This window comes from Methyloprofundus sp. (genome assembly GCF_965251085.1).
In the GTDB taxonomy this organism is placed as follows: Bacteria; Pseudomonadota; Gammaproteobacteria; order Methylococcales; family Methylomonadaceae; genus Methyloprofundus.
Genome location: NZ_OZ252594.1, coordinates 718,387 through 731,324 on the forward strand (window position 1 = coordinate 718,387; position 12,938 = coordinate 731,324).

Consider the following 12,938-nt stretch of genomic DNA (forward strand, 5'->3'; position numbering starts at 1 on the left):
GTAGCCTGTTATGAAGCTTGCGGAATACGGGGTATTCGTAGCACCTGTATTTCCGGCATTACGTTAACTTTGTGCGGACTCGTAACCCATCTTTCGATTTCAGTGACAACAACTCATTTAAAAACAATTAGATACGCACAATCCGGCCTTGGTGTTGGCACTACAGATTTTTTTATTTTGAATTAAAGCTAAATCAATGTTTTTTTAACACCTCCTGGCAGCGCTGAAATTTCCAGTGCTTTATAAATAACGGATTGTCGCGGCTCTGCATTCGTTGCTTTCCTTAAATGAATCGTCTTCCCGTCTTCTCGCCGTAAAATAACAGTAATGCGCTGCTGGTTTTCCATGGTCCGTCGAATTGTTTGCCAGCTATCATTAATATGTTCAGCCTTGAGTTGATAACGAAGGGTCTGGACGAGATGATAGGCAATGAGAGTGATAAAGATATGCCCATTAACCCGTTCTTCTTTTCGATGGTAGATAGGGCGTAGCCCGAGTTCACTTTTTAAACTGCGAAAAACACTTTCTAGATCGGTTAGCATGGTGTAGGTGCGCCAGAGCGTTTCTTCATTCCAGTCGGTCAGGTTGGTGCGTAAGCAATAGACTCCAGGGTGGGTTGCCTGCGAGTTGGCTTTTTCCATACGCTTCCAGCTGATTGAGTTGGCCTTGTCTCCTTCATCATCAGGTACGACCGTTACTTCATAGTGCTGTGCTGCACGCGCGTATTTTTCCTTTATGCGTCCCAGCCGTTCTAACACTTTTGTATAATTTTTTGTGGTTCCTTTTTTGCTCAATCCAGCATGCAGGCTGTTGAGTGCGGTTTCATATTTTTCTGAAAAACTATCCTGCATGGCTTGTTCTTTCTTTTCCCTGAGTTGCGAGTGACAGTACAGTTCAATTTCTCCGGTCTCTTCTACAGTCACTTTTTGAACTTTTACGCGTTGCCCCGGAATATCTTTGATCAGAGTTGCCTTTTCTTCATCGAAATCCCGCTTGCGTTTGCGTGAGACAACAATATAGTGAAAGCCATGCTCAATGAAGATACTGGATGTTTTCTTCACTGGCAATGCCTGCATCAAGTATCACAGTGGATCCTGTTCGCCCTTCCAGTCCTTCAAGTATGGTTTGCAGGGTTTGTGGTTCACTTGCATTACCTGGGAAGATCTGGCTTTTACGTGGAAAGCCACTGCCATCAAGCACCAGCCCTAATGTAACCAGGGGACAGTCACTGCGCTTTTCCTTGGAGCGGCCTCTTTGGGCAGCTGGGTTTGTTTTGGCTTCGCCTTCAAAGAAGGTATTTGTCAGATCATAAAGCGTGATAGTTTCACTGAAGCTGAACAGATCCCGTTCTTGCTGATATAAATGGGTTTCAATGGCTTCCCGGTGTTTCCATAATTGGTCGGATACCTGATACAGACGATCCAGCCCCATGTCTTCGAAGTCATAGTCGATTAACTCACCGAGGCCGCTGGTTGTCTGCAGCCAGCCGTGTGTGGCTAATTCACTTGCAGGACAGGCCATGCGAGCAATGATAGTACCGAGGGAGGCGGCAAGCTGGTGCTGGTTAAATCCCAGAGATTTCAATTTATCATCCAGGGTTAACTGCCTTACAGCGTGCAACGCTATTTGCTCGACTCCCACACGGCGCGGTCGTACAAGCTCTAAACTGCCGATATCAACGGTCTCAAAGTGAACGCTATCGTCAAGGGTTGTACTTCGGGATGTGATGATTTGAGTGGCGTAATATTGTGCCCGTGTTTCGAGTGATTCCTCTAGGTCAATAGTGAGCCAGTCAGTCTGTGCTGTCAGTAATTGATCAATACGACTTGATAATGACTTCCACTGGGACTTGGGCACATCGAAGAAACGACCCAGATTAAGCAGGGTACGTTGCTTGACCTTGCCATCAATTCGCTCGGACTCAACTAGCCGAAACGTTTTGTAGGTCTCGCCAGTTGCCTTGGTTCGGGTCGTTGTGCATCGGATATACATACTTGAATTTTTCCATAAAAATCAAGTGAATGCAATTATTTTTTTTATGTTATGGCACTACGCTTTGCTTGGAAATGCAAGTGTTTGTAATGATTAGGTTTTTATTTTTTTATCCTATTAAAATAGACCTGTTAGTGGTTTTTGAGCGAAAAACGACTGAACATGGGGTAAGTACATACGCATCATTATTTTAACACCTAAATCCTGCAAGCATTATACATAATAATCCACAAAACTCCTTATTAAACAATGATATAATATCATTTTCCTGATTTCACTATCTCATTGTTTTAATGAAGCCCTCTAAAGTATCAAAATCCTCATCTCACGTAAGAAACCGTACCCGAACGGTAAAAATGACATCTACAGCACATGGATTGACAAGCCAGGCGGGACTGATTCCCGTCGTGAAATATTTAGACAGGATAGGTTTTGAAAAAACCGTAAAACAAAGCGTTCCACATCGGCGGGGTGAAAATGCAGACCATCACTTATCTGATGTGGTTCTATTGACGTTGGTTGGCATGATGGGGGGAGCAACATCAATGGCAAAGGTGACGACCGTATGGGCAGATAGCGTACTGCGCAAAGTAGCTGGCTGGATAAAGATTCCTGTTGAAACCACAATTTTACGGATCTTTAAAGAAGTAAGTGATAGGCAGATAAGCCCGTTTGAAACGCTCACGCATACTTTGCGTGGTCAACACTGGCGGCGATTGCTTCGTTCCGGAAAATCGAAAACTGGCATACAATCCGTCCAGTGGGTCGATGTCGATTCAACTGTGGACACCGTTTGTGGTCGACAAGAAGGAAGTGCCAAAGGCTTCAACCCCAAAAAGAAAGGTGCCCGTTCATACCATCCACAACTCGCTTTTCTAGCGGAAACAAAAGAAATTTTACAAGCCTGGTTCCGGACAGGCAATGCCTTTACAAGCAATGGTGTTGTAGAATTTACCAAACAGTTACTTGCACACTTGCCCAATCGGATGCGCATTATTTTTCGCGGTGACAGTGGTTATTTTGTCGGTGATTTGCTTGAATTTCTCGATACCAGAGGGCATGGGTATCTAATAAAGGTTAAACTTAAGAATTTGAACGCATTGCTGGCCAAACAGGCCTGGACAGCCATACAAGGCCGACCCGGTTGGGAGCAGAGCGAGTTTCAATATCGTTGTGGTGGCTGGTCTCGCTCTCGTCAGTTTGTCGCGGTCAGGATAAAGCAACCTAAACAAGTGACAGGACCTCAGTCCGAGCTTTGGGATACGGCAGAATATGACTATTTTTGTTATGTAACAACTGAACCTCTATCGCCTTGGCAAACACATAAGAAGTATGGTGAACGAGCGACGTGCGAAACATGGATTGAAGAAGCAAAATCACAAATGGGTTTAGGTAAAATCAGAACGAATCAATTTCTGGCTAATGCCGCATTATTTCATTGCGCCGTTCTTGCCTACAATACCGTGCGCTGGATGGCTCAATTGAGTGGCAACAAAACGTTGTGCCAATGGGAGCCGGATACACTTCGTACTTATCTGATTCGGGTGGCTGGAAAATTACTCACAGGCAATAATCAGCTGAGAGTCAGAACACCTGCAGATCCGCTCTATCCACAGGAATGGGATGATTGGGTTAAGGTGGGGTTACTCGCTTAACATTAACCGAAGTTAAGTCACTTTGATTAAAAGGTCATGGCACGTTGGCAGGGTGTTTATTGCCTTGGGCTCGGGGGATATCCATACGATACAAAAAATTTCCTCTATTTATGATTTAAATCTGGATATTTTGATCGGTTGGACAAAGAGGGCTGGCAAAGCGGCAGTAAAAACCTAATAACCACTTAGCTAGACAGGTTAATGAGAGTCAAAATATGGGCTTGCAGGATTTAGGTAACATTTATATTTTACTTCTTTGCGTAGATACTCTATTAAAACGCAAGCGTAAATTTACAAATACTCATATTTTTTATGAATCTGTAGTTATGGGCAGCGTATAAAAACGCGCTCCATCAAATTCTTTATTCGTCCGTAACATGCCATGGATGGCGTGCAATAATTTACGCATTACAGCACAGACGGCTTGTACTTTTTTTAAGCCGTTATCATCAATTAAGTGATAATAGCCTTTAATATTTGGCTCGAAGCGGCTCGAAACCAGTGCAGGCATATAGAAGGCCTGGCGAATATATTTATTCCCTACCTTACTGATACGTGGCTTCTTAGACACGCTACTCCCTGAATCAAAGATCCTTGGGTCCAGCCCCGCATGAGCAACCCATTGCCGAGCAGTCATATTCTTAGGTAAGATCATAAGCTCACTTAGTATTTGTACGGCTGAGGCTTGTGCAATCCCTTTGATTCCAGTGATTAATGTATAAGCCTGCTCCAGCTCTTCATTTTGATAAATGATATTAAGAGCACTGTCGCGAAGGGTTTTAATTTGTGCATCTAATACATCAATCAACTTTTCCGTCTGCTCAATGACCAGTGCAGGTGTTTCCACGGTTGATACTAAAGCATGAAGCTGGTTTTTAGTTTGTGTTTTTTGCTTATTTAGAGCTGCAATACGGCGCGCAGTGGCTTTTAAGCTGATACATTCATCGGCTGGACGTTCCCAGACGTCAAAAGGCATTCTTTCAGCATAAATAGCTAAATTCCCTGCATCAACCGTATCGGTTTTGCTGCGTGTCATTAATACTTTAAAAAAATTGTGTGCAGCCTTAGGGATAACCATCACCTCAATATTATCAGCCCTGCTAAGGGCGACAGCTAAATCAAAATGATAGACACCTGTTGCCTCAATGCAAACCTTTGTTTCTCCTTTAAGTTTTGTTAAAGACCGAATAATTGATTGATGACCTAAGGGAGTATCAAAGGATTTAGCTTTACGTGCCTTGCCATTAACCATGACGACAACAACTAATTCCTTACAACTCACATCAATTCCGATAGTATTCATTTTTTCTCTCATATTTAAGTATTATAATGATCACTGGTTTCCCAACCCTGACACTTCACCTACCGTCCTTGTGAATGCAGACTCAGAAGCATCGCTTACAGGTCTCAGATACTCCACGGCATGGATGACGAGGGTGGGGAGCCAATCTACATACAAGCTCGAAGCTTCAGGATGGGCCGGCTTCCCCAGAAAATCAGTTATTACTATAATTGTTTTGTGTTAAATAATCCTGTGTTTAAGAGATATGTTTAATATACAAGGATGGGCAAAGGGCTTCATCCGTGCCCATCAACGAAAACTTAATTCTGTAAATACACATGAAAAAGAAAACAAGAGGAAGGGTCAGTTATTTACTTGTAATCTAAAAAGGTATTAATGTGGTTTTTTATTTTTTCCATTCGTAAGGTTAAAACCTTCGCCTTTCAGGCGAACAGATTTATCTCAAATATTACATTAACGTTAGATGTATCAGCTATAAGTGTTAAGAAATCAGCTTAATTTAACCCCACCTTACAGCCCACTGTCATATAAGTTAAACAATTTTCTATAGATGTGCTGAGGCACGAAGCGCATCAATTGTAAACGATGCGCTTCGTGCCTCAGCACATCCTGTTTTAATGGCAGATATTGCACAGTGATTGTTGGGCTTCGTAAACTCAGCGCCAACCTACATGTCAATCATTGGAGGGTGAAGAAAAAAGGTGTGCAGAAACTTAAGCATCTCTGAAAGTGTATGGGTATTTCTTTGGAACCATGCGGCACATCACTTCTTTACAACAAGATAAAGGAAGTGGCCTAGAAAATAAGCTTTTTCGAAAATAAAACTTGGCTTGTTGTTATTGTCTATTAATTTAATAAAATCTGATATTCACTGTAATATTGTCTATAATGTGCGAATGCTAAAGTGTAAAAATTCAAGAGGTAATAATGAAAACATTTACTGCAACACAAGCAAAACAAAACTTTGGTGAGTTACTTGATAACGCAAGGATTGATGACGTTACAATTCTTAAAAACGGACATCCTTTTGTAGTTGTTTCAAACGCAAATCAAAAGGCGGCACTTCCTGATGTTTGGAAGGCAAAAAAAATCATCATACAAAGCTATTTTGAAGGAAATATTTCCCGTGCTATTGCGTTAAAGCAAGGTGGTTATAAACTATATAGAGAACTTCTGGAAGACGCTTGGCGTTTAGGTATTACTATGCCAAGACTTGATGATAATGAGATTCAACGAATGTCTGACACTATGAGTCATATTTTCAATTCATAGAGAGAGGTACTCAGTGATTAAGATTGTCATACCCGATTCAGGTCCACTTATTTCGTTATCTTATGCTAATGCACTTGATTTGCTCTTTTGTTTTAAATCAGAAGTTCAAGTGGTACTAACAGATATTGTTGAGTATGAAGTCTCATCAGAAAGGGACAGATTTCCAGATGCGGAAAAAACCTTTCAGTTTCTTTCTAAACATGCCGGGCATGTTGTTACAGAAAAAACAACTTTTGGTGAAGCTGCATTGTTTAGAGTAAAAATGGATAGCCATTATCAGTTACCTGATGATGCTGGAGAGGTTTCAATTGCAAGCTTTAATATAAATAGTAATGAGAAAACCATTGTTTTATTTGAAGATCATTGGTTTTTGGATGAATCGAGATTTAAATCATCAACTAATCGGGTATCAACATTATCTTTTATTAAGAATGTTTTTGATAATAATTTAATCACTAAAAAAAGGTATGCAGAAATCACTGCTACATTAAAATCAATTCAAAGAAGTAAATTATTGTTTGAATCCAGTAAGGATTGGCGAGAGTCGCTGCAAAAATAGGGTTCCAAAAAATAGGGTTCCAGGTATTTACCTTTTACCAAAGACAGGTATGATTATATTATTCACACTTGAGCTCGTATGTAGGTCAATTACTTTTATGGGCTATGCTATGATAATAATTTTCAAATGAATGGGGTATGCAATGTTAGCTTTTCGTGAGCATTACTCGCTTAATGACTATAATCAATGGAAAGGTGACTGGGAGTTAGTTGATGGTATGGCTTATGCAATGTCACCTTCTCCGAGCATTTCTCATCAGATCGTTGCTGGGAATATACTGACCCAGCTAAATAATGTAATCAAAAATAAACTGAGTGGATGTCCTGATTGTTATGTTTTAATGGAAGTAGATTGGGAAATATCTAATGACACTGTTGTTAGGCCTGATGTTTTAGTTATTTGTGATGAGGTTAATGAAAAAATTTTAAAGGCTCCTCGTGTTATTTTTGAAGTGTCTTCTCCGTCAACTGCAAGACGAGATGAGTTATTAAAGTTTCAGTTGTATGAAAAAGAGGGGGTCGCTTATTATGTGCTCGTTTATCCCGAGAAAAAAATTGCTAAAGTTTATCGATGGGTAAGTGGTTATTATCAAAAACAAGGGGATTTTGATAAGGGTGACTTTGAATTTGATTTGGGAGAATGCTCTGTTGTATTAGATTTATCTACTATTTGGCGAAACTGATTGTGAAAAAGTAGAGTCAGGTATTTACCTTTAACCTAAGGAACATTCACGACACACATTTACATCATGATATGGGGCGTAGCTCTTTAGCCTGCATTTTAAAAAGCGGACTAAAGATCCGCGCCCCACTGTGCTCAAGTGTGTCATGCTGATTCCTATGAAAGGTATGATTATAACTAAAGTTTCGGAGTTCATTTTCATACTAAGTTATTGAATTAAATTCATAATTGTTGTATATAAGCTAAAAGTCGATTGTATTTACATGCTGCAATGTTAAACAGGTGAAATAATAATTAACCATGAGATCATCAGACAAAGAAAAACAGCTTATAACATGGCTCACTGGACATACAGAAATTGAAACAGCCATTTTATTTGGCTCATACTCAAAAGGAACAGAAAATAGTCATAGTGATATGGATATTGCTGTTCAGCTATCATCAGGTAAAACAATAACAGCTAAAGAGAAACTTAATTATTTGATAGAATTATCAAAATTATTAGAAATTGAAATTGACCTTGTTGATTTAAATAGAGTAGGCCAGCCCTTGCTATCCCAAATTATAAAATATGGCAAACGCTTAATAGGCTCACAAGCACATTATATCGAGTTAACTATAAAAAATATTAATACTACTCAGGATTTTATGCCTTATATTGAACGAATGCTGTCGGAAAGAAGAAAAAAATGGCTTACAAATGGATAAAATAGTTATCGCACAGAAAATTGATTCTGTTTTAAGGTGTTTAAATCGAATTCAGCAACGTCTTCCAGAAACGGAAGCTGATTTTATCAAAGACTATGATGCTCAGGATGTGGTGGTACTTAATTTAACGCGTGCCATCCAAATGAATGTTGATATTGCTACACATATACTTGCGAATACAAACCAGGCTGTCCCTGCAACTATGGCAGAAGCTTTTACCAGTTTAGAGCATTTGAATATTATAAGCCCTGACATTGCTGATAAAATGAGACGCTCAATAGGTTATCGGAATGTAGCTGTTCATAATTATGATGATATTGATTTGGCAATTACTTACGAGATAGCTAGTCATCATCTTGAAGATTTTAAGGATTATATTAAACAAATCATGCTTAGGAATGAGCATGAAATAATTTGAGCACAATGGGGCGCGGATCTTTAGTTCGCCTTTTTAAAATGCAGGCTAAAGTGACTGTAAAAGTATTGTGCTTTTAGCCTCCCCCTTTGAGAAGGGGGGATTGAGGGCATTGCCATTAAGTTAAGGATTTATTGTCTAACAATCAATGAATTACACTGTAGGCTGGGTTAGATTTTTTTTGCGAAAAAAAACGTAACCCAGCAAAGCCCCATATACGTAAAATGCTGGGTTACGTTATCTGCGCTTCGCTTGCTAAGCTAACCCAGCCTACGATGTAACATGTTGTTTATTATTGTTTTATCCCTTAACTTATTGGCAGTGGGGTTTGAGGGGGATCTATAAAAATATAGGTCAATTAGATTATTAAATATAAAACCTCCTCTTGTAGAGCAACCATTTTGGATGGATGATAGAAAGTTGTTTTAAATCAATAGTATAAAAAACATCTAAACATCAAGGCGGTGGTGCTGTACTAGCTGAGACTTATGGGTAATCAGGAATATTTTTATTGCCAGAGTATTCAGAGTTTATTTTGAAGTAAAGTTCAGGTTGCTTTATTTGGAAGCTTGAACAATACCTTATGTAACCGTTGAGGCTACGGGTTATTTTAAGCCCAACCCTCTCGAGCAAGAGAGGGCTTAAGTCAACAGCATTATCCCCCTCTCCCCATGGATTATTTTTTGGAACAAGGGACTGAATATTTACGTGATTTATATAAAAGGTTTTAATGAATAATAAAACAATTGCAATCGTTATCAATACATCCTGGAATATTTATAATTTTAGATTAGGTCTTATGCAGGCCTTGCAAGAGGAGGGGTATCGTATTATTGCCATTGCTCCGACAGACAGTTATTCTCCCATGATCGAAGCACTAGGGTTTGAGTTCCATAATATAACGATGAATAATAAAGGCACAAACCCTTTAGAAGAGTTAAAGTTAATCTGGGCATTTTGCCAGTTGTATAAAAAACTTAAGCCAGATGTGCTACTCCATTACACGATTAAACCTAATATATATGGAGCCATTGCTGCGCGGTTGAATGGTATACCCGTTATCAGCAATATATCAGGCCTGGGTACTGTTTTTCTTAATGATAAACTGTCTTCTAAAATTGCCCGGTATCTATACAGGGTTTTTTTACATATTCCTAAAGTGGTTTTTTTTCAAAATAAAGACGATAGAGCGTTGTTTATTGATTTAAAGCTGGTTGCTGAAAGCAAAGCTGATGTGATACAGGGTTCTGGAATAGATATCACTAAGTTCTCTCCTCATGCGAGAAAAAAGAACAATAAGGCTTTTTCTTTTTTGTTTATTGCAAGACTGGTTAAAGATAAAGGTTTAATGGAGTACTTAGAGGCGGCGAAAATCATTAAATCTAAATACCCCGAAGTGCAGTTTGATGTGCTGGGGGCGTTTTATCCCGGTAACCCGACTGCTATCACTGAAAAGGAAATGATGAGCTGGCAACGGGACGGTATTGTCAATTATTTAGGTACAAGTGATGACGTAGAATCTATCATTTCACAGACTGACTGCGTGGTCTTGCCTTCTTATCGGGAGGGGTTGGCACGGGTACTTTTAGAAGCAGCTATTATGAGCAAACCTATTGTTACCACCGATGTTCCTGGTTGTAGAGATGTTGTGGTTGATGGCGAAAATGGCTTTTTATGCCAGGTAAGAAATGTGCAGGATTTAGCCGATCAGATGGAGAAAATGATTAAACTAGACGAGTCAGAACGGGGCTTGATGGGCCAGAAAGGTCGGGAGAAAGTGATTGCCGAGTTTGATGAGAAGTATGTGCTGGTAAAATATCAAAGTGCAATTCGTCACTTGTTGGTATGAAATACTTGCTGTCATTAACTCTTCTGGTGATTGGCATCTTTGCATTTTCATCAGGGCAGTTGACTCCGGCCTTTATTGTTAATCATGACAAGGCGGCACACGCGCTCACATTTTTTATTTTATCCTGGATGTTGCGAAGGTCTTTTCCGGCAATGCCGTGGTTAAAAATCATCATGCTTTTGAGTCTGGTGGCACTGGCAATCGAAACGATACAGTTTTTGTTCGCCGAGCGAGGGTTTTCAATCGAGGACATGTTGTTTAATGCCATGGGTATCTTTAGCTATTTCATTTTAATTCAAGTTCTGCAATTGACTGGCTTGCTCAGGTTGAGCGCACAGGAAAAAAACCGTTAGATATGGGTATTCTGTTTGTTCATGATCATGTCTTTTTGACTCAAGAAGGAAATGTTCATTCTAATACCTTTTCGAACAATATCTTAAGTCGGTATGTTGATGTGTTTTCGGAGGTCACGGTGCTTGCACGGCACCGTGAAGTTGAAAATACTCAAGATACCCGGGGTATGCCCATTGCTGGTGGCCCGGGCGTTAATTTTATTTTTCTGGATAGCATTTCTACGCTGCATTCTTATTTTGGCTTGCGCCAGCGATATCAAACGTATATTGCAGAATTGCTGGGTTCTTATGAGGCTGTGATCGTCAGAGTGCCGAGTGAGCTCGGATTAATGACGGCTGAAATTGCGCACCGAATGGGCAAGAAATATATCGTTGAAGTGGTGGGGTGTGCCTGGGATGCCATGTGGCATTATGGAGGCTTCCAATCTAAAGTCTATGCGCCCTTTTTTTATCTAAAAATGCACAATGCGATTAAAAAATCCGGGCATGTCAGCTATGTCACAGAGCAGTTTTTACAAAAGAGGTACCCTGCAAAACAAACCGCGACATGTATCAGTGTGTCTGATGTTGAATTGCCCTTGTTTGATGAACGTATATTAGCGCAGAGATATAATAAAATTGAATTGATGTCGGGTAAGCTCGTGTTTGGCTCGATTGCAAATATGAATGTGCAGTACAAAGGTATCGATGTTGCTATAAAAATGCTTGCCGAAGCAATGCTTGACACTGCCGATTTTGAATATCATATCCTGGGCGCGGGTGATCCGGCCGCCTATCAACAATTGGCTGAAAAGTCGGGTATCGGCAATAAGGTTTTTTTTGATGGCACACTATCGACCGGGAAGGCTGTTTTAAACTGGATGGATGAGATTGATATTTACCTGCAACCCAGCTTTCAGGAAGGGCTGCCCAGGTCAGTTATCGAGGCGATGAGTAGAGGCTGCCCGGTCATCGGTTCGTCAGTTGGTGGAATTCCTGAGCTTTTAGATAAGCACATGATGTTTAGTCATAAACAGCCTAAGCGCTTGATAGATATTATTCGGAATCTAGTCAGCAATAAGCAGGGCATGACAGAACAGGCGAAGCGTAATTTTGATACCGCCAGAGACTATCAAAAAAGCAGGCTGGATGAAAAGCGTTCCCGGTTCTGGTCAAGTTTTCGGGATGAAAGCGTCTAGCGCTTAAATAAATACTTTTTTATAAGCAGGTAAGGGCGCACGAGATAGTAACACCAGTACCATTTTTCAGGCAGGTCGATAAAGCTGTATTCTGTTCTTGATGGCTTGAGAATGATTTTGTGCAGGTATTGCAATTTTAAACTGAGTGTTGGAAACAGGGATAACATGGCAACGGTCTGTTGTGGCATATTACTGTGCTGCTGCCAGTCATTGATGACGAATCGGCTTAGTTTCTTCAGCCAGCTTTGATTGTTGATCTGCTGCTGTAAATTTGTGGGTAGAGGCGTTTGAAAAAGATCGCTGGATAGTGACAGTCCCAGTAAAAACATTCTTTCAAAGCCGCTGTTGTTGACTTGCTTGGCAAGTTTGTCCCAGTCTATTGCTTGTGTGCGGATGATAAGATCAATGTCTTTGATCCATTCTATACGCTCCCACAGGTGTTTGGAGCCGTGGACACAGAGATAGAACAGCAGGCTTTCTGAGGCAAACGTCTTTATCCGTTGCCCTTTGATGGTGACTGTATCAGGGTGATTCCAAATGCTATCCAGATTAAATGTTAAGGGGTAGTCATTATCCAGAAGTGACCAGTGCATCTCCAGAATTATGTCCGTACTGGCGTGGATGTATGCCACATCATGCGTGTGTTTTAACCAGGCTTTTTGTTGAATGGCTGTGAGCTTAAAAACGCTGTCATATTGTAGTGTTTTTAACAAAGTATTAATTCTGTAGAGATCTTCTTTTTTACAAAGAAGGTCCAGATCCCCAAACTGCCTGAGCGTAATATCTCCATAAGCAATCTGCGCCAGAATAGGGCCTTTAAATGCCAAGACTTCGATGGCATTTTCTTCCAGTGCTTGCATAACACGAGTAAGCTCGGCAGTCATGCGCATGTTTTGCATGACGATGGTCATGTTGTGCTGTTTGAGTTCAGCTAGGGTTTTCTTGGATAAGTACCCATGCAAAATTAATTTAA

The 12,938-nt window shown here is 40.4% G+C and carries 13 protein-coding genes; 9 read left to right on the forward strand and 4 right to left on the reverse strand.

What is annotated here, in order from left to right; all coding sequences use genetic code 11:
• Positions 1-188: 188 nt before the first annotated feature.
• Both ACQY3F_RS03480 and ACQY3F_RS03485 read right to left on the reverse strand, forming a co-directional pair.
• Complete coding sequence (locus ACQY3F_RS03480) at positions 189-1,061, reverse strand: IS1634 family transposase (RefSeq protein ID WP_428353512.1); 873 nt, start codon at positions 1,059-1,061, stop codon at positions 189-191.
• The gene (locus ACQY3F_RS03485; protein ID WP_428353366.1) at positions 1,033-1,992 is read right to left on the reverse strand and encodes an IS1634 family transposase; all 960 of its coding nucleotides are present in this window, start codon (positions 1,990-1,992) and stop codon (positions 1,033-1,035) included. The genes ACQY3F_RS03480 and ACQY3F_RS03485 overlap by 29 nt, the downstream gene beginning before the upstream one ends.
• Before the next feature lie 293 nt (positions 1,993-2,285).
• Between ACQY3F_RS03485 and ACQY3F_RS03490 the strand changes: the two genes are divergently transcribed.
• Positions 2,286-3,647, forward strand: a complete 1,362-nt coding sequence (locus tag ACQY3F_RS03490; RefSeq protein ID WP_428353459.1) for an IS1380 family transposase — start codon at positions 2,286-2,288, stop codon at positions 3,645-3,647.
• A 310-nt stretch (positions 3,648-3,957) separates the two neighbouring features.
• Here ACQY3F_RS03490 and ACQY3F_RS03495 read toward each other — a convergent pair whose 3' ends face one another.
• On the reverse strand, positions 3,958-4,962 hold the full coding sequence (locus ACQY3F_RS03495) for an IS110 family transposase (protein WP_428353514.1): 1,005 nt from the start codon (positions 4,960-4,962) through the stop codon (positions 3,958-3,960).
• A 915-nt stretch (positions 4,963-5,877) separates the two neighbouring features.
• Between ACQY3F_RS03495 and ACQY3F_RS03500 the strand changes: the two genes are divergently transcribed.
• The 8 genes from ACQY3F_RS03500 to ACQY3F_RS03535 all read left to right on the forward strand — a co-directional run bounded on the left by ACQY3F_RS03500 (position 5,878) and on the right by ACQY3F_RS03535 (position 11,965).
• Entirely contained in the window at positions 5,878-6,222 is a 345-nt protein-coding gene (locus ACQY3F_RS03500) for a type II toxin-antitoxin system Phd/YefM family antitoxin (protein ID WP_428353516.1), read from the forward strand.
• A 13-nt stretch (positions 6,223-6,235) separates the two neighbouring features.
• Positions 6,236-6,781, forward strand: coding sequence for a hypothetical protein (locus tag ACQY3F_RS03505; RefSeq protein ID WP_428353517.1), 546 nt, complete (start codon positions 6,236-6,238; stop codon positions 6,779-6,781).
• 142 nt (positions 6,782-6,923) lie between these two features.
• Complete coding sequence (locus tag ACQY3F_RS03510) at positions 6,924-7,463, forward strand: Uma2 family endonuclease (RefSeq protein WP_428353518.1); 540 nt, start codon at positions 6,924-6,926, stop codon at positions 7,461-7,463.
• A 299-nt stretch (positions 7,464-7,762) separates the two neighbouring features.
• The gene (mntA, locus tag ACQY3F_RS03515; RefSeq protein WP_428353520.1) at positions 7,763-8,170 is read left to right on the forward strand and encodes a type VII toxin-antitoxin system MntA family adenylyltransferase antitoxin; all 408 of its coding nucleotides are present in this window, start codon (positions 7,763-7,765) and stop codon (positions 8,168-8,170) included.
• Positions 8,163-8,588 carry a type VII toxin-antitoxin system HepT family RNase toxin gene (hepT, locus tag ACQY3F_RS03520; RefSeq protein ID WP_428353522.1) on the forward strand — a complete coding sequence of 142 codons (426 nt, stop codon included), beginning with the start codon at positions 8,163-8,165 and terminating at the stop codon, positions 8,586-8,588. The genes mntA and hepT overlap by 8 nt, the downstream gene beginning before the upstream one ends.
• A 727-nt stretch (positions 8,589-9,315) precedes the next feature.
• Positions 9,316-10,434 carry a glycosyltransferase family 4 protein gene (locus ACQY3F_RS03525; protein WP_428353523.1) on the forward strand — a complete coding sequence of 373 codons (1,119 nt, stop codon included), beginning with the start codon at positions 9,316-9,318 and terminating at the stop codon, positions 10,432-10,434.
• A complete protein-coding gene (locus ACQY3F_RS03530) occupies positions 10,431-10,787 on the forward strand; it encodes a VanZ family protein (protein WP_428353525.1) in 357 nt (118 codons plus the stop codon). Before ACQY3F_RS03525 ends, ACQY3F_RS03530 begins: the two co-directional genes overlap by 4 nt.
• A 2-nt stretch (positions 10,788-10,789) precedes the next feature.
• Positions 10,790-11,965 carry a glycosyltransferase gene (locus tag ACQY3F_RS03535; RefSeq protein ID WP_428353527.1) on the forward strand — a complete coding sequence of 392 codons (1,176 nt, stop codon included), beginning with the start codon at positions 10,790-10,792 and terminating at the stop codon, positions 11,963-11,965.
• Here ACQY3F_RS03535 and ACQY3F_RS03540 read toward each other — a convergent pair.
• Positions 11,962-12,927, reverse strand: coding sequence for a nucleotidyltransferase domain-containing protein (locus ACQY3F_RS03540; protein ID WP_428353528.1), 966 nt, complete (start codon positions 12,925-12,927; stop codon positions 11,962-11,964). The two genes, ACQY3F_RS03535 and ACQY3F_RS03540, sit on opposite strands and share 4 nt — an antisense overlap.
• Positions 12,928-12,938 lie beyond the last annotated feature (11 nt).